This is a genomic window from Borrelia coriaceae (assembly GCF_023035295.1).
Classification (GTDB): Bacteria; Spirochaetota; Spirochaetia; order Borreliales; family Borreliaceae; genus Borrelia; species Borrelia coriaceae.
The window spans coordinates 1-17,965 of the sequence record NZ_CP075093.1 but is presented as its reverse complement, the minus strand read 5'-3'; the positions used below and the strand labels follow the sequence as shown (position 1 = coordinate 17,965).

At 32.8% G+C, this 17,965-nt stretch carries 15 protein-coding genes and 3 pseudogenes; 14 read left to right on the top strand and 4 right to left on the bottom strand.

Features of this window, described 5'->3' with window-relative positions:
- Positions 1 to 153 precede the first annotated feature (153 nt).
- The 14 genes and pseudogenes from bcCo53_RS07590 (at position 154) to bcCo53_RS07530 (ending at position 14,993) form a co-directional block, all read left to right on the top strand.
- Positions 154 to 1,194 carry a variable large family protein gene (locus bcCo53_RS07590; protein WP_038365237.1) on the top strand — a complete coding sequence of 347 codons (1,041 nt, stop codon included), beginning with the start codon at positions 154 to 156 and terminating at the stop codon, positions 1,192 to 1,194.
- Between the two features lie 118 nt (positions 1,195 to 1,312).
- Positions 1,313 to 1,981: a Vsp/OspC family lipoprotein gene (locus bcCo53_RS07585; protein ID WP_028328311.1), complete on the top strand. Its 669-nt coding sequence runs from the start codon at positions 1,313 to 1,315 to the stop codon at positions 1,979 to 1,981.
- Between the two features lie 206 nt (positions 1,982 to 2,187).
- On the top strand, positions 2,188 to 3,234 hold the full coding sequence (locus bcCo53_RS07580) for a variable large family protein (RefSeq protein ID WP_028328268.1): 1,047 nt from the start codon (positions 2,188 to 2,190) through the stop codon (positions 3,232 to 3,234).
- A 122-nt stretch (positions 3,235 to 3,356) separates the two neighbouring features.
- Positions 3,357 to 4,397, top strand: a complete 1,041-nt coding sequence (locus bcCo53_RS07575) for a variable large family protein (RefSeq protein ID WP_038365298.1) — start codon at positions 3,357 to 3,359, stop codon at positions 4,395 to 4,397.
- Positions 4,398 to 4,525: 128 nt separating this feature from the next.
- On the top strand, positions 4,526 to 5,578 hold the full coding sequence (locus bcCo53_RS07570; protein ID WP_246938466.1) for a variable large family protein: 1,053 nt from the start codon (positions 4,526 to 4,528) through the stop codon (positions 5,576 to 5,578).
- Between the two features lie 153 nt (positions 5,579 to 5,731).
- A complete protein-coding gene (locus bcCo53_RS07565; protein ID WP_038365221.1) occupies positions 5,732 to 6,751 on the top strand; it encodes a variable large family protein in 1,020 nt (339 codons plus the stop codon).
- A 161-nt stretch (positions 6,752 to 6,912) separates the two neighbouring features.
- Positions 6,913 to 7,959: a variable large family protein gene (locus bcCo53_RS07560; protein WP_028328307.1), complete on the top strand. Its 1,047-nt coding sequence runs from the start codon at positions 6,913 to 6,915 to the stop codon at positions 7,957 to 7,959.
- 145 nt (positions 7,960 to 8,104) lie between these two features.
- Positions 8,105 to 9,191 (top strand): annotated as a pseudogene (locus tag bcCo53_RS07555) (variable large family protein).
- A gap of 127 nt (positions 9,192 to 9,318) precedes the next feature.
- Positions 9,319 to 10,419: a variable large family protein gene (locus bcCo53_RS07550; RefSeq protein WP_038365162.1), complete on the top strand. Its 1,101-nt coding sequence runs from the start codon at positions 9,319 to 9,321 to the stop codon at positions 10,417 to 10,419.
- An 883-nt stretch (positions 10,420 to 11,302) separates the two neighbouring features.
- Positions 11,303 to 12,356: pseudogene (locus bcCo53_RS07545) on the top strand (variable large family protein).
- A gap of 129 nt (positions 12,357 to 12,485) precedes the next feature.
- Entirely contained in the window at positions 12,486 to 13,115 is a 630-nt protein-coding gene (locus tag bcCo53_RS08810) for a variable large family protein (RefSeq protein WP_051428638.1), read from the top strand.
- Positions 13,087 to 13,591, top strand: a pseudogene (locus tag bcCo53_RS08935) (variable large family protein); the annotation flags it as partial. The gene bcCo53_RS08810 and the pseudogene bcCo53_RS08935, both read left to right, overlap by 29 nt.
- 130 nt (positions 13,592 to 13,721) lie before the next feature.
- Positions 13,722 to 13,916, top strand: coding sequence for a hypothetical protein (locus bcCo53_RS07535; protein WP_028328291.1), 195 nt, complete (start codon positions 13,722 to 13,724; stop codon positions 13,914 to 13,916).
- Positions 13,917 to 14,150: 234 nt separating this feature from the next.
- On the top strand, positions 14,151 to 14,993 hold the full coding sequence (locus bcCo53_RS07530; protein WP_028328290.1) for a hypothetical protein: 843 nt from the start codon (positions 14,151 to 14,153) through the stop codon (positions 14,991 to 14,993).
- 390 nt (positions 14,994 to 15,383) lie between these two features.
- Here the strand turns inward: bcCo53_RS07530 and bcCo53_RS08795 are convergent, their stop codons facing one another.
- The 4 genes from bcCo53_RS08795 to bcCo53_RS07515 form a co-directional block, all read right to left on the bottom strand.
- On the bottom strand, positions 15,384 to 15,509 hold the full coding sequence (locus bcCo53_RS08795) for a hypothetical protein (protein WP_281507461.1): 126 nt from the start codon (positions 15,507 to 15,509) through the stop codon (positions 15,384 to 15,386).
- A gap of 143 nt (positions 15,510 to 15,652) precedes the next feature.
- Positions 15,653 to 15,943: a hypothetical protein gene (locus bcCo53_RS07525; RefSeq protein WP_028328289.1), complete on the bottom strand. Its 291-nt coding sequence runs from the start codon at positions 15,941 to 15,943 to the stop codon at positions 15,653 to 15,655.
- Positions 15,944 to 16,088: 145 nt separating this feature from the next.
- Positions 16,089 to 16,319 carry a hypothetical protein gene (locus tag bcCo53_RS07520; protein WP_246938465.1) on the bottom strand — a complete coding sequence of 77 codons (231 nt, stop codon included), beginning with the start codon at positions 16,317 to 16,319 and terminating at the stop codon, positions 16,089 to 16,091.
- A gap of 189 nt (positions 16,320 to 16,508) precedes the next feature.
- On the bottom strand, positions 16,509 to 17,813 hold the full coding sequence (locus bcCo53_RS07515) for a hypothetical protein (protein ID WP_246938464.1): 1,305 nt from the start codon (positions 17,811 to 17,813) through the stop codon (positions 16,509 to 16,511).
- Positions 17,814 to 17,965 lie beyond the last annotated feature (152 nt).

The following is a 17,965-nucleotide window of genomic DNA, read 5'->3' as shown; positions in this document are numbered from 1 at the left end:
TGAATCCATTAAGTGAAACCTTTCTTGAGGAGAGATGTTTCCCCTTTTTATATTTTGTCTCTTTAGTTAAGGGATGGGAGAAAAGGAGGCACGTAATATATGAAAATAAATATTAAAAATATTAGAGTAAAAAGTATTTGTGCAACATGATTTATTTCTCTTTTCCTTTCTTGTAATAATGGGATAGAAGAACTTCAGAAGAGAAATACTTTCTTATCCTCTCTAGCTAATTTAGGTAATGACTTCTTAGATGTCTTCACTTCTTTTGGTGATTCACTAGGTGGTGTTTTAGGGTTTAATGCTTCTACTAAAAAGTCTGAGGTTGGAGATTACTTTAAAAAAATTGAAACTACTGTAGAAGGAGTTAAGAGTAAGCTTAACACAATTGTTGAGAACATGAAACCTGAAGGTAATCCTAATGCAGAAGCTACTGCTGCAGTTGTAAAAACATTAGTTAGTGAAAAACTTGATAGGATAATTACAGGTGCTAAAATTGCTAGTGATACTATTGGTATTACAGGTGATGAACTACTTGGTAATGTTGCTGCGCAGAATGCTGGCAATGCTGGTACTGAAGTTGATAATCTAGTCAAGGGAATTAAAGATATTGTAGATGCGGTACTTAAAGAAGGAAATGCTGATGCGGGGGATGCTAACGGTCCTGTTAAAGATGCTACTGGAGCTGCTGGTGAGGCAAGAACTGCTTCTTCTGGTGGAACTGATGGTAATGCAGGTAAATTGTTTGCCAAGGACGGTTCCGGTGATGCTGGTAATGCAGCAAAAGCAGCAAAAGATGCTTCTAAAGCAGTTGGAGCAGTAACTGGCGCTGACATATTAAAAGCTATTTCTACGGGTGTTGGTAGCAAAGCTGCTGTGTTAGCGCTAAAAATACTCGAAAATGTTGCTAGTGTCACTGCTGCAAATCAAGCTAAAGATGTAACTATAGCAGGTGTTATTGCACTGCGAGCAATGGCTAAGAATGGTAAGTTCTCTGGTCCTAGTGATGGTGTTAAAGCTGATGTTGCCACTGCAGTTAAAGGCGCAGCAGTAAGTGCAGTAACTAAAGCATTAGATACATTAACTATTGCAATAAGAAAAACAATAGATGGAGGGCTTAAGACTGTTAAAGATACTATAAAAATTAATGCTAATGATATTCCTGTAACTACTGAATCAGCTTCTGCTACTAAATAAATCATCGAAATAAATAATAAGATTATTAAAGGGATACATTTCTTTTTATAAGGGACGTTTCCCTTTTTTTTAATTTAGTCTCTTTAGTTAAAGGGTGGTTAAATGAAGCACGTAATATATGAAAATAAATATTAAAAATATTATGATAAAAAGTATTTGTGCAACATTATTTATCTCTTTATTTTTATCTTGCAATAATGCAGGACCAGAGCTTAGAGATGGGCAAGCAGCTATGGCTGATGGGAGAGTAATTGATTTAGTTGAGGTAAGTGGAAAAATTAAAGAGGTAAGCACTTTTGTGGTGAATGTAAAAGAGATAGAAACTTTAGTTAAGTCAATAATAGATGGTATTTCTAAAGGTATTAAGAAAAAAATTGGTCAAAATGGGCTAGAAGACGATTCTGGTGCTGGTGCACATTATACTCCATTACTAGCAGGGGCATATAAGGTGGCTGAAATTATAGAGAAAAAATCCAAAGAATTGAAAGTTACAGAATTTTTTAAAGGTTTAGAAGATAAAGTTAAAGCTGTTGCACACAAGGCTGAGGAATTTGTAAAAAAATTGAGAACTTCGAGTGCTGATTTAGGAACCGCTAGTGGAGCTGCTACTGATGCTAATGCAAAAAAAGCTATAGATATAAACGATAGTGGTAAAGATAAAGGCGCTAGTGAACTTATTACTTTAAACAAGGCAATTGGTGATTTATTAAATGCTGCAAATGAAGTATTAAAAGGGACGATCAAGGGGGTTAAAGAACCTGCTAGGTTAGAGGTCGTTACTAAATAAAGCTAACTAAGAGATAAGTAATTTAAAGATTATTACTAAGATTAGTATTTATTTAGAGAGTAAGTCATTGCAAGAAATAAAGTCAATGAATAAAAAGCTAGGGATATAATAGTTCTCCTAGCTTTTATATTTGTTTTATTGTGGATTTTTCTTTATTATTTAGCTTCTTTAGTTAAAGGAAAGGGGGGAAGTGAGGCACGTAATATATGAAAATAAATATTAAAAATATTAAAGTAGGAAGTATTTGTGCAACATTATTTATCTCTCTTTTCCTTTCTTGTAATAATGGAATAGAAGAACTTGAAAAACAAAGGGATTCTATACTCTCTATATCTAATTTAAGACAAGGATTTTTAGATGTTTTTGCATTATTTGGGGATATGGTTTCTGATGCTTTTGGTATTAAAGCTGATACTACAAAAGAAGATATAGGAAGGTATTTCACTAATATTGCTGACACTATGAAATCAGTGAAAGAAAAACTAAATAGTATTGTGGCTGAAAGTGGTAATTATGAAAAGGTAAAAGAAAAAGTTAACGTATTTATTAAAACTATAGAAAAAATCGAGGAAGGAGCTAAAATCGCTGCTGGTGGTGCCAAGGGGGACGCAAAGATTGGTGGTGCTACTGTTACTGGCCAGGAGCCTACACCTGCTGATGAAACAAGTGTAAACGCACTTGTTAAAGGAATTAAGACAATTGTTGGAGTACTTTTAGAGAGTAAAGGGGATCCAAATGCTACTAAGACTGATGGGGAGAAAAATAAAGTAGTTGGTAAATTGTTTGAAAAGAAGGCAAGTGGTACAGAAGAAGCAGCAGCTGCAGCTAGTGCATCAATTGGAGCTATAACTGGGGCGGATATTCTTAAAGCTATTGCTAGTTCTGAGAAGGCTACTGAGAATAAAGATATTGATCAAGCAAGTACTGCAGCAGAGATTGCTATTGCTAAGGCTAATGCAAGTGGTAAGCAAGATATTAAAGAAGACGCAAGAAAAGATGCAGTAATAGCAGCTGGTATAGCCCTAAGAGCAATGGCTAAGAGTGGTAAATTTGCTGCTAATAATGATGCTAAACATTCTAATGCAGTCAATGGTGCAGCCGCTAGTGCAGTAAATAAGACATTAAGTACTCTTATAATAGCAATAAGAAATACTGTCGATAGTGGTTTAAAAATAATAAATAAGGTGCTAGCCGAAGTTAAACAAGAGGATCAGTCTTCAGAAGTGACTGCATCTGGTACTGATACTAAATAATAGGCAATACGTAAATTAAGTAATGAATCCATTAAGGGAAACCTTTCTTGAGGAGAGATGTTTCCCCTTTTTATATTTTGTCTCTTTAGTTAAGGGATAGGTAGAAAGGAGGCACGTAATATATGAAAATAAATATTAAAAATATTAGATTAAAAAGTATTTGTGCAACATTATTTATCTCTTTATTCCTTTCTTGTAATAATGGGATAGAGGAACTTGAAAAAAGAAATTCTTTCTTATCTTCACTTGCTAATTTAGGTAATGACTTCTTAGATATCTTTACTTCTTTTGGTGGTACACTTGGTGGGATTTTAGGATTTAATGAGACTACTCCAAAGTCTGATGTTGGGAAATACTTTAAAAAAGTACAAGATGCTGTACAAGGAACTAAAGATAAGCTTGAGAAAATTGTTGCTAATATGGAAAGAGATAATAAGCCTAATGCTGATGCTGTTAAAAAAGAAGTGGAAAAGTTCATTAATAATACACTCAGTAAGATAATAGAAGGAGCTAGGACTGCTAGTGAGGCTATTGGTATTACAGGTGATGATTTGATTGCTAATATTGCTCAAAATGCTAGTGGAGTTGCTAGCACTGGTGTTGAGAACTTAATAAAGGGGATTAAGAGTATAGTAGATATAGTATTAAAAGATGGGGGTAATGCTGAAGCTGGAGATGATAAAAAGGCCGACGATCTTGGTTCAAGAACCGCGAATGCTGGTGATGGTGAAGCAGGGAAATTATTTGGTAATACTGCTATTGGTAGTTCTCCTAAAAAAGTAGCAGCTGATGCAGCTAAAGCTGTTGGGGCAGTAACAGGTGCTGACATATTAAAAGCCATGGTTAAAGACAATAGTGATGCTGTCAAATTTGCTAAAGAATTAACCGGTAATGTTTCTGCAATTCCCAAAGATGCAATTATAGCAGGAGCTATTGCACTGCGAGCAATGGCTAAGAGTGGTAAGTTTGCTAATGGTAGTGCTAGTGAGTCAAAGAAAGTAGTAGAGGGAGCGGTAGTAAGTGCGGTGACTAAAGCATTAAATACCCTAACTATAGCAATAAGAAAAACAATTGATGAAGGACTTAAAACTGTTAAAGATGCTATGAACATAAATGATGCTGTTGCTCCTGTGACTATTGAATCTGATACTGTTACTAAATAAATAATGAAAAAATAAATAATTGAAATAATAAAATCATGAAAGGAAAACAATTCTTGTATAGGATTAGTTTTCCTTATTTTTATTTGGCCTCTTGATTTAAAGTATGGGAAAAAGGGGGCACGTAATATATGAAAATAAATATTAAAAATATTAAAGTAAAAAGTATTTGTGCAACATTATTTATCTCTTTATTCCTTTCTTGTAATAATGGAATAGAAGAACTTGAGAAGAAGAATCAATTTTTGAATTCAATAGCCAATTTAGGAAAGGGGTTCTTATCAGTTTTTACTGCTTTGGGAGATATGGTAACAGATACATTGGGTATCAAAACTGATACTACAAAGGATGCTATAGGAAAATATTTTACTAATATTGCAACTACCATGAAATCAGTAAAAGAGCAATTAAATGCCATTATGGCTGAAAATGGTAATTATGCAAAGGTAAAAGAAAAGGTTAACGAATTTATTAAAACTATAGAAAAAATTGAGGAAGGAGCAAAAACTGCAGCTGGTGGTGCTCGTGGTAGTGATGCTATTGGTGGTGCTACTAAAAGTGGTCAAGATGCTGCTTCTGCAAAAAAAGATTCAGTAAATTTAATTGTTAATGGGCTGAAGGCGATCGTTGGGGTAGTATTAGATAGTAATGAAGGAAATCCAACATTTGATAGGACCACAGGTTCGGAAAAAGTTAATATAGGTAAAATATTTAGTGGTGTTAAAGGTAGTGATGGAAAAGAAGTTCAAGCAGCGGCAGCAAATGCATCAATAGGAGCTGTAAGTGGTGCTGATATATTGAAAGCTATATCAAAGTCAGGTGAGGCTACTTCTTCAGTTGCGATTAACACAGCAACCGATGCTGCAAGTGTTGCTGCTTGTACAACAGGTGGTGCTCAGACTCTTTCATCATCAATACAGAAAGATGCAGTAATAGCAGCAGGGATAGCCTTAAGAGCTATGGCTGAGGGTGGTAAATTTGCGTCTGATACTACTGATGCAGCAAAAGCTGCTGATGCAATAAATGGAGCAGCAGCAAGTGCAGTTAACAAGACATTAAATACTTTAGTAATAGCAATAAGAAATACTGTTGATGGTGGTTTAAAAACAATAAGTGAAACATTAACAGCAGTTAAACAAGGAGATGTGTCAGCAGAAACAAGTGAATCTGTAGCTACTAAGTAAGGGGGAAGTAAATGAAAGTTGGAAAAAGATAAGTAAGCAAACTAATAAAGTCATTAAAGGGAAACACTTCTCTATGTGAGATGTTTTCCTTTTTTTATCTTTAGCCTTTTTTTGAGGAATAGGGCAAAAGGATTCACGTAGTATATTAAAAATATTAAAGTAAAAAGTATTTGTGTAACATTATTTATTTCTCTATTCCTTTCTTGTAATAATGGAATAGAAGAACTTGAGAAGAGAAATACCTTCTTATCTTCACTTGCTAAGTTAGGTAATGACTTCTTGTCTGTCTTCACTTCTTTTGGTGATTCATTTGGTGGAACATTAGGATTTAATGCTGTTAAATCTGGTGATACTGGAAATGCAATAAGTGCACATTTTGAAAAGATAGGAAAAGGATTAGGAGATACTAAAGGTAAATTAGATGGTTTAGCAAAAGAAATATCTTCTATTCCCCATGCTGATAATACAGGTGTTGATGGTGTTATTAAAGAAGTTAGTGAAGTACTTACAAAATTAATTGATTCTGTAAGTAGACTTGCTGGTGTAACTAAAGAAGCTGGTAAGATTAGTGATACTAATACAAGTGCTGCTCCTCCTGCTGGTGCTTCTGCCGTTGATGTTAAAACTGTTACTGAGGGAGTTAAAGCTATAATTGAGATAGCCAATGAAGTAGCAAAAAATTCAGGCGTAAATTTTATTCAAAAAGGGAATAACGGTGAGCAAGTAAAAAATGCTACTAAGGCAGTAGAAGCCCCTGTTGGTAGCAATAATAATAAGGCTTCAGCTAATGCTGGTCCTAATTTAGCAGATGAAGTATCAAAAGCAGATCCATGGGCAATGATTGCCAAGATTGAAAATGCTAAAACTGATGGTGTGATCCTTAAAGGTGATGATAATAATGAAACAGGAGCATTAGCTATTGGAACTAATAGTTCTCATAGTAATGTTGGTGCAGCTACTACTGCAGACCTAGCGGCTGCCGTAGCTTTCAAAGCAATGACGAAGACTGGTAAATTTAGTGCTCAAAATGATAATGAAGCAGTAGCAGTTAAAGCAGCTGCTGTGAGTGCTGTGAATAAAGTATTAGGAATAATTAATTTTATCATTAGAAAAACAATAAATCTTGAACTTGATAAAATTAAATCTGCTGTTCAAAAAATAAAGTATTCTTAGATTACTACTGAATCAACTGAAGCTGGTACTGCTACTAAATAAATAGTAGAACAAAGTAATAGAGTCATTAAAGGGAAGCATTTCTTTTGATAGGAGTAGTTTCCTTTTTATTGTGTTTAGCCTCTTTAGTTACAGGAAAGATAAAAGGAGGCACGTAATATATGAAAATAAATATTAAAAATATTAGAGTAAAAAGTATATGTGCAACATTATTCATTTCTCTATTCCTTTCTTGTAATAATGGAATAGAAGAACTTCAAAAGCAAAGGGATTCTATACTCTCTATATCTAATTTAAGACAAGGATTCTTAGATATCTTTACTTCCTTTGGAGATATGCTTGGTGGTGTTTTAGGTATTAAGGCTGATACTAAAAAAGAAGCTATAGGAAAATATTTTACTGATATTGCTGACACTATAGAAAAAGTTAAAGAGAAGTTAAGCAAGGTTGAAGTGGAGTATGGGAAGTATCCAAATGTAAAGACAGCTGTTGATAAATGTATAGCTACATTAGATAAGATTGTAGAAGGTGCTAAAATTGCAGCTGGTGGGGCTACGGGTTCTGGTACTATTGGGAATGTTGAGCAAAATCAAGATGCTAACCCCGCAGATGTTACAAGTGTAAACGCACTTGTAAAAGGAATTAAGACTATTATAGGAATAGTTTTCAAACAAGATGAAGGAAAGTCAGATGCTAATGTTACTGACAAAAATCATAATAAAACAGTTGGTAAGTTATTTAATGATAAAACTAATGGTGCTGGAGAAGCTGAAGCGGCAGCCGCTAGTGCATCTATTGGAGCCATAACAGGTGCTGATATTCTTCAAGCTATTGCTATTTCTAAGGATGCTGCTTCCGGGAATAAAATTGAAACGGCAACAAATGCTGCTGAGATTGCAGCTGCTACTATGCAATTAGCTGATAAAAATATTGATATAGTAGATGCACAAAAGGATGCGGTAATAGCAGCTGGTATTGCCTTAAGAGCAATGGCGAAAGGTGGTAAATTTTCGGCTAAGAATGATGTTAAATATGTCAATGCAGTAAAGGGGGCAGCATCAAGTGCAGTAAATAAGACATTAAGTACTCTTATCATCGCTATTAGAAATACTGTTGATAGTGGTTTAAAAACAATAAGTGAAGCATTAGCAGCAGTTAAACAAGGAGATGTGTCATCAGAAACAAGTGAATCAGGAGCTGATAAGTAGGGAAGTAAATAAAATTTAGGAAAAGATAGGTAAACAAAATAATAAAGTCATTTTAGGAAAACACTTCTTATATAGGAGTAGTTTTCCTTTTTTGGTGTCTAACCTCTTTAGTTAAGGGATAAGTTTAAAAGGAGGTACGTAATATATGAAAATAAATATTAAAAATATTAGATTAAAAAGTATTTGTGCAACATTATTTATCTCTTTATTCCTTTCTTGTAATAATGGGATAGAAGAGCTTGAAAAGAGAAATACTTTCTTTGATTCTCTTGTCAAAATAGGTCATGACTTTCAAGAAATATTCGGTTCTTTTGGTAATGCTATGGGAGACGCATTAGCATTTAATGCTGTTAAATCTGGTGATAAGAAAGAAAAGGTGGGAGCTCCATTTTGAGAAAATAAAAAAAGGCTTAGAAGATACTAGAGGTAAATTAGATGGTTTGGCAAAAGACATAACTTCTACTCCTCATGCTGATGCTAAAGGCGTTGAGACTGTTAAAACTGCTATTCAAGGAATAAAAGAAGTTTTTGATAAGTTAATTGTTGCTCTAACTAAACTTGCTAGTGTAACTAAAGGAATTGGGGCTGAGATTGGTGATATAGCTTCTGCTGCAGCTAAAGCCGAAGTTGCTGATTCTAATGATGTTAAGACTATCATTGATAATGTGAAGAAAATTGTTGAAATAGCAGAGATATTTAAAGTAGATATTAAAAAGGGGAGCGAAGGTGCTAAAATTAATGCAGGGGCTAGTACTGCGCCTGATGCACTTGGGGGTAAAGCTGATGCTGCTGGTTCAGGTCCTGCTTTAGCTTCTGAAGTTTCTAAAGCAGACCCATGGGCGATGATTAATAAGATAAAAGATGCTACAGCTAATACTGCTCAACTTAATGCTGGTACTGATAATAAAGCTGGAGAATTAGCTACTGGTGCTAATGCAGTTGGTGATAATGGTTCCAATGCTGCTACAAATGCAGATTTAGCAGCAGCTGTTGCTTTGAAGGCTATAACTAAAGGTGGTAAGTTTAGTGCTCAAGATAATGATACTGATAAAAGTGCAGTTAAAGCAGCTGCTGCTAGTGCTGTAAATAAGGTATTAGGGGTACTAGGTGAGATAATTAGGCAAACAGTAGCAAGCAATCTAGAGAAAGTAAGAGAAGCTGTAAAGAAAGTACAATACTCCGAAACTATTGAAACTGATTTTGCTGAATCTGGTAGTCTTGCTACTAAATAAATTGGTCAGTAATTAAATTAAATATAAAGTTATAGAAGGAGAACACTCTTTTATGTGAGAGTTGTTTTCCTTTTTTGTATTTAGCCTTTTTATTTAAAGGAAAGAAAAAAGAGTGTGCACATAATATATGAAAATAAATATTAAAAATATTAGAGTAAAAAGTATATGTGCAACATTATTTATTTCTTTGTTCCTTTCTTGTAATAATTCAGGGGAGAGTGCAGAAGCTGAAAAACGATTAACTGATGTACTAATGGATGTAGGTAGAAGTACTGAGAATGCATTTTATTCTTTTATAGAGTTGATCTCAGATACATTAGGTTTAAGAGTAACTAGAGATACAAAGAAGAGTCAGGTAGGAGAATATTTTAGTATTTTAGGTGAGAAACTTGGGAAAACGGCAGATGCATTAGAACAAGTAGCAGTAAAAGCTGTATCAGATATTGATAAAGATGGTCTATTAAGCAAGGCAATTAGAGAGGCTGTTGATTCAGCTAAGAAGACATTGGAAGTCTTAAAAGGCCATTTAGAGTCTTTAAAGGATATAGGTGATTCTAGCCAAAATATAGGTGAAGCAGTAAGTAACGCTGGTGCTAAAGAAGGGGTAGCAGCAAATCAAGATAAGTTAAAGAAAGTCCTTACAGCATTTCAAGGAATAGTAGATGAAGCAGTGAAAGTAGGTGTTGCAAAGCCAGAAGCAGGGACTTTAGCATTAAATAATGCAACTGGAGTAGATAATAAAGATGGAGCTAAGATATTATCTACAAATAGTAATACTAAACCATCACCAGGAGATGAATGTAAAGCAGCAACAATACTTGCTACAGTAAGTGGAAAGGACATGCTGGCCTCAATAGTTCAATCAAAAGAAAATGATTCACAAATAGGAGGAAGTGGTGCAGATGGAAATACAACTGCTGTGTCGTTTGCAATAGGTAATTCAGGATCTACTGTGGCACAAAATTCAGCTAAAGCAGCTGCATTAGCAGGAGGAATAGCCTTACGCTCATTGGTTAAAGATGGAAAATTAGCAAGAGCAGCAGCAGATGGTAGTGCAGGAGAAGGAAAAGAAATACAAGGAGTAGGAGTAACTGCAGTAAATAAACTATTAGTGGCAGTAGAAGATCTAATTAAAAAAACAGTAAAGAATGCGATTGGGAAAGCAAAAGAGAAAATTAATAAAGCAAAAAGTTCACAGGAATCAGTTTCAGAAGCAGGTAATAAGTAGTAAGTTAAATATTAAATTATTTAGGAATAAGAGTAAAAGGCAATCTTAGATATGAGTCTAGGTTGTCTTTTATATTTTTGTTTCCAAAGAAGTGCAATAATAGAAATGACTTTTTATTTTTAATAGTATTTTGTAAAAATTGAGGATTAGTGCCGTAAAGGAGAATAGACAGTTAAAGTTGATGGGACAGTGATTGATTTGAAGACAGTAAGTAAAAAGATAAAATAGATTATTTATTATTGTGCAGCAAGTGTTAAATCATTATAAGCTTTCGTAAAGTCAATAGATGAGTTAGATAAAGCTATTAAAAAGAAAATTTAGGCAGATAGACTTAAAGATGATAATGATAGTCATAATGGTTTATTAATTGCTAGGGCATTTAATGTGCTATTGGATGTAGCCCTTTTAATTTATTGATTAACTCATTTTTCTTAGCCTGAACATTAATAATTTGTTTTTTCAAGTTCATTGTTATTTGTTTCTATTGCCAAAGCTATCAATTTAGTTTGTAGATCCAATTCTTGGTCAAGTAGATAGTTCTGTATAAGAAGTTTATGAGAAGAAGCTATAAAGAGAAATAGTGGTGCAAAAGGTAAATGGTAACAGGAACCCCCAACTATGTGAGCTCAATAAATTAGTGGATGCGTTGTTAGCGACCTCTAACAACGCATCATCATCTGCAATTGCAGAGATTATAACTCCTGCTACTAAGGTAGGGACTGTTAAAAGTTAGTTTTTAATTAAAAGGTAAGTAAGAAGTCAAATTGAGAGTATAAATAATAAAATCATTTAGATGGAAATAGTTCTTGTATAGGAAATGTTTCTATTTTTTTGTATCTAGCTTCTTTAGTTAAAGAATAGGAAACCAAGATGCACGTAATATATGAAAATAAATACTAAAAATATTAAGATAAAAAGTATTTGTGCAACATTATTTATCTCTCTATTCCTTTCTTGTAATAGTGGAGTAATAGAAGAACTTGAGAAGAAAAATACTTTCTTTGATTCTCTTGTCAAAATAGGTCATAACTTTCAAGAAATATTCGGTTCTTTTGGTAATACCATAGGAGATGCGTTAGGATTTAGTGCTGTTAAATCTGATGATACTAGAGATAAAGTAGGAAAACACTTTGAGAAGCTAGGAGAAGCACTTACAGTCACTAAGAATAAATTGAACGATTTATCAAGTAAAATATCTGAAGCAAAGAATGTTGATGGGAATACAATTGAAGCTGTTAAGGGTGCTATTAAAGTAGCAGATGATGTTTTTGACAAACTAATTAATGCACTAACTAATCTTACTGGGGTTTCTAAAGGAGCTAGTGGTATTGCTATTGGTGATAATAATAATACTAGTGCTGCTGAGACAGATGTTAATGCAGTAAGTGAAAATGTAAGGGCAATCATTGAAATAGCAAATGAAATAGCAAAGAATTCAGGCGGTAGATATTATTAAAAAAGGAGATGACAGAAATATTGTAGTGGAAGGTACTAATGGTCCTAAAGCTTTAGCTGGTGCTAGTAATGCGACTGTGGGTGAAACTGCAAAGCTAGCAGATGAGGTGGCCAAAGCAGATCCATGGGCTATGATTCATAAGATTAAAGAAGCTAAAGCCAAGACAGCTGCTGTTGGTGCAGGTGCTGATGTTGGAGCATTAGCTGTTGGAAGTGGTAATGCTAGTGTTACTGCAAAGAGTAATGCAGATTTAGCAGCAGCAGTGGCTCTTAAAGCTATGACTAAAAATGGTAAGTTTAGCGTTCAACCTACTGATGATGCAGCAGTTAAGGCAGCAGCAGCAAATGCAGTAAATAAGGTACTAGGAATACTTGATTTTATAATTAGGAAAACAATAGCAATTAATCTAGAGAAAGTAAGAAAAGCTGTTGAGGGCGTAAGGTGTTCTGAAACTACAGAGGCTAGTACTGTTAAGAATTAAGTAATAAATCATCAAACTAAATAATAAAGTCACTGAGGGAAAACACTTCTTTGTATGAGAGTAGTTTTCCTTTAATTGTATCTAGCCTCTTTAGTTAAGGAAAGGTAAAAAAAAGGAGGCACGTAATATATGACTAAAAATATTAAAAATATTAGAGTAAGAAGTATTTGTGCAACATTATTTATTTCTTTATTTTTATCCCTTATTATAGGGTGTTCACAACAAGCAGATTCAAACCCTCAAGATATGGTTGCTGATTCTAATAATAACCTTGTGAATTTATTAGATAAGGCTGGAGAAGCATTTTTTGGTTTTTTAGATTTCGTTACAGGGTCTATGCGATTTACTGTAACTAAAGATACATCAAAAAGTGAAGTAGGAAAACATTTTGCTGATTTAGCTAAGGGGCTTGAGAAAGCATTAGCAGAACTAGAAAAAGTAGCAGAAAAAGCAGTAACAGAAGCTGATAAAGATGGTCTATTGACCAAGGCAGTTAAAGAGGCTAAAGATATTTTAAACATATTGAAAGGACATTTAGATTCTTTAAAAGATATAGGTGATAGTGGTACTGTGGGTGAGGTAAAAAGTGATAACAAACAAGGAGTAGCAGCAGATATGGGTACCTTAAAGAAGGTATATCAGGCATTGAAAGGAATAGTAACAACAGCTAAGAACGAAGGTGTTTCAGAGTTGAAAGAAAGTAATTTAACATTGGAGCCAGCATCAATAAGGAGGGGCTACTCCAAAAGATGGAGCTAAGGTTTTAGCTACAAATGTTGCTAATCCAGCGTCAGGGGATTCAGGTAAAGCAGCTTTAGTAGTATCTGCAGTAAGTGGTGAGGCAATTTTAGAGGCAATAGTTAATAAATCAAAAGACACCGATGCTGATGCAGAGTTGTCGGGCGGTAATGCAGATGTTGACACAAGTGCATTGAAGTTTGCAAAAGGAGGTCAAGCAAATCAATTAGCAGGTGCAGCAACCCCAAAAGCAGCAGCAGTTGCAGGAAAGGATAGCTTTACGAGCTTTGGTTAAAGAAGTTAAATTAGCTGCAGAGAATGGTAATCAGGATGACAAAGCAGTACAAAAAGTAGGAATAACAGCAGTAAATAAATTATTAGTAGCAGTAGAAGATATAGTTAAGAAAACAGTAAAGAATGTTCTTGCAAAAGCAAAAGGAGGGATAGATAAAGCAAGAGAGACAAAAGAACCAGTTGCACAACAAAAGGCAAATTAATTAAAAAAATTAAATAAATTCAATAATAAAGGCATTCAAGGGAAACGCTTTTTATATGAGAGTAGAGTTTCCCTTTTTTTGTATTCAGCTCATTTGTCTAAAGGAAAGGGTAAACAGGGGCACGTAATATATGACTAAAAATATTAAAGATATTAAAGTAAAAAGTATTTGTGCAACATTATTTGTCTCTCTATTCCTTTCTTGTAATAATAATGGGATAGAAGAACTTCAGAAACAAAAGGATTTCTTATCCTCACTAGCTAATTTAGGTAATGACTTCTTAACTGTTTTTATTCCTTTTTTTGATATGTTTACTGGAGCTTGAGTCATTAAAGTTTGTACTAAGAAACAATATTATAGGAATTGTTTCATTGCTAAGGCTTTGTAGTTAGATATAGATGATTTTATAAGATTAACTTTAATTAGTAAAAGAGTAACTAGGTATATTTTAGTGAATCTATTTAATGTTAATATAAACGGTGTATATTTGATATTAGTTATTTTATTTAGGTATTAATATTTGATATCTGAGTAATGTAGGTAATCTAGGAGAGGAAATATGAAGAAGAGTATTGTAGCAATATGTATGTTAACACTAATGTGTTTATTCTCGTGTGATATAAATTTTCTTAATGAATTGTTAGGCAAAGCGAGAGACAAATTTTTAGAAAAAAATGAAGCTGAAAAGAATTTGAATTCTAAAGAAGGAAATCAAGAGGGTAAAGAAAATCAAGTAGATGTTTCAAAGTTTAGAAAAGATGTAGTAACAAAGAGAAACTTGCAGGAAGAAAAAGGTATTGATATATTTCAAACTAAATTAACTGAGGATCAAGAATCTTATCTTACTGCTAAAGATACTGAGGCTAATGAAATTAAGAAGAAAATTGATGTTAATTTAGCTGAGATAAATGCAATTTATGATGAGTTGAAGAAATCATTGTCGGAACTTGAAAATATGAAATCTGATATTATAAGTGCTAAATCTGATTTTGAAAAGGCAAGGGGTTCTGATGGAAGTAGTATTGATTCAGGTTTGAAGGAAAAGTTATTTCAAGCAATTGAGAAGATTGAAGGTAGTAAACATATTGCAGTGGTAGGGTATAAGGAATTGTTTCTCGAGTTAGAGCATGTACTAAGTCATGCTGGGTATGCAAAGAATTCTAGTGTCTCTGCTTTAGGAGAATCAGAACAGGTAAGGTCGAATGGTTATTATTACATAGGTTATATTGTAGATAATATTTATAAGGCAAAAACTAGTTTGAGTGATGCGGAAAATATGTTTAATGAAGTAAAGTCAAAGATGGATAATTTTAGAGATAAGATGGAACGAGTCAAAATAGATTTTGCTGATTTAAAGGGCGCACATCAAGTTATACAGCAAGCATTAGTAGTTAAAAAATAAGTAGTATATACGATCGTTGTGGTGAAGAGATAAGTAATTAATAATTTAAGTATTTATTTAGAGAGTGATATTTAAGTGAGATAGGGTCTAATGTTAATTAGGTCCTATTTTTGTTTCTGTGAGTACCTTTCAAATTTGGTTATGTAAATGAGAAAATAAAAAAATAACATAACCAAATTTGAAAGGTATTTTTAAACTGTCTGTAAGGATAGATTTTTTTAATTGCGGATGAGTGCTTGGACAATAGTTTGATCAAGCTTTTAATCATAGGGTTTATGTTCTATACATTCTTATTACAAGCTCTTATGTTTAAAAGTAATGTATAAGTATTTAATTATAAGGATCCCTATATAATAAAGATCCTTACTTATTTATTCTATTATTTGATATTTAATTATTAGCCTGTTTATAAGCAGCAATGAGTGTATCAATAGCGTTAGCAAAAGTTGTTCCTCCAGTGTAGTTATCTTTATTCAAATTTATAGCACATTGTTTTGTGTGTTGTATATAGTCCATCTAATTGAAAAGCAATAACTCTTAATGCACCAATAATAGGGCTGAGAGCTACGATATTAACTTCTTGATGGAAAGTCTTAGCAGCAGTAGCGAAAGAGTGAGCAGCCTTGATAAAATTGTTAGAGTTAAAGTTAGAAGTGATGTTAACGAATGCATCGATAATAAGCTATTATTGCAATATTTATAGTAGTAATGAAAGCCTCACCAGCATCTTTAACGGTTTTAAATGCTTGAGTGGTATTTTTATCTTTTACAAGATAAGTTTGTTCTATAGCTTGTTTTAAGCTTTCAATTGAGTTAATTAATGCTTGAGGCTTAGCATTGTTTATAGATGTTGCTAGTGTTTGTAAGTCTTTAATAAGATCGGGTTTGTTAAGTTTTTCAATAGCATTTTTTAGTATTTGAGCATTTGTGTAGCTAGTGCAAAATACCATGTGCTCCTTGCTGCATTGAGTATAAGTCATAATTTTATTGATATATTGAGTATTGCGATTATAAATATTTTTTAGGATATCATAATATAGTTTTCAGAATTGATAAGAAACTTTTGTAAGCTTTCTATATTCTCTTGTGTTAACTTTAAAGTTGTACTTGAATTGTATGTTCTTTTTTTTCTTCTTTTTTAGGATGTAGATCTTGCATATGATTTAAAGTTTGTTCTTTGTTTTCCTTAGGATATATAGAAGAATTTATTGTTTTTTGTGAATTCTGATCTTGTATATAACCTAAAATTTGTTCTTGTTCTGTTTTAGGAGTAATATTGCAAGCTATTACTCCTAAAACAAATAATGAAAGAAAGTGTGTTTTCATAAATATTATCCTTTTTAAACTCCGAGTACTTATTATCAATTAATACTCATTATTATTTAATAATAAGTATATATCATAAAAGTGAAATTATCAAATTTGTAGGAATAAATTTTTTGAAAATGTAAATGAAAGATAGGCTATAAAAAAGCCTATCTTTCTAAATTTTATTTGAAGTAAGTATAAAATTATTTATCTGGCAACAATACCAGTGCGAGTAAGTAAGTTTTTTACTAATTGAAGTTTTGCGAATAGTGTTTGGTATTTGTAATAATCTATATAATTATAATATAGTGTTGGATATACTTGGTGATTGTTGGGATTATTTTTTTGCATTTTTATAATTAAAGAATTTATTTCGCTTGTAAGCTCATTTAATTTTGACTTTGCTTGTTGTTCTGTTTGGAAAGTGCTAGGATAGTCGGGGATATTGGTAAGATCATTAGCATTATTAAAGGTTTTTTCAATTGTGTTTAGAAGGTTTTTAAGATCTGATTCTAATTTATTTTTTGTAAACTTGGATAGTTTTTCTTTTGCTTGTTGTTTTTCAGATTCTGTAGCCATTTTTCCTTGGTTGCTTAGTTTGATTCTGTTGAATGCAATTATTTCCAAATCGTCTTTTATTTGTTCAGCTAGTTTGATAGCTTGTTCAACATTATTTATGGTATTTTTTAATTTAAAGTTGTATTTGTTATTTAGTCTAGTTTCTAGCTTAGAATATTTATCGTCATTTTCTTCAAATTCGAATTCATTTTGTTCAATTGTTTTTATAGAACTGTCAAAGTATGAACCTGAGATTGATGTTGGTTTTGAGTAGTAATGTGAGTTATAGGTATAGGTGTATTGGATATTATTTGATTCACTGTTTAGTCCTTTAAGATAAGTTCCGCTGTTATTACCTCTAAGGATGTTTGTTGGGTGTTGAATTGCGTTGCTGTTTTGCTGAAGGATATGCTTTTCGTTGTCATATGTTGTAGGGGTGTCTAGTGATGGTGTGTCTTCTTTAGTGTCGGTTTTTGTTGTTGATGTTTTTTCTGTTATGTTGGTTGGAGTTGTTGTTGAGTTAGTGTTAGCTATTGTTTGTATTGTTATACTGCTATTAGTATTTTGTATAGTATTTTCTGTTGATTGTTCTGATATTTCTTGTTTTTGTTCGTTGTTGTGGCTAGTTGTATCACTATTTTTGATTTCAATAGGTTTGAGTAAATTATCTTGTTTATTGTCTGGAAGTATTGGCTGGAGTATAGTGTTTGAGTCTAATATGTTTTTAGCAGTAGCAGTGTCAATATTAGGAGTAATGCTATTGATTTGTGGCAATGCTGAGTTTATTATTGCAGGTAGTTGATCTTTTTTATTATTATTTAGATCTAGGATTATAGAGTTAGCTTTATCAAGTATTTTTTGAGGTTTGAGGTTAATATTGTCTGTAGGGAAGAATCTACAGCAGGCTAAGCTTAGAGTAAAAGATAAGACTATATATTTATTTTTAAAATTCATAAAAGAGCTCCTTTAATATATAAGTTATAAATATAGTAGATAAGTATATCTCAGTTTTATGGATAGTGGTAATGGGAGTTGGGGGATGTTGAGGGGGGGGGAGATAATGGGATAGAGATCGCGCCAGCTTTATACTAATAACAACTAAACTA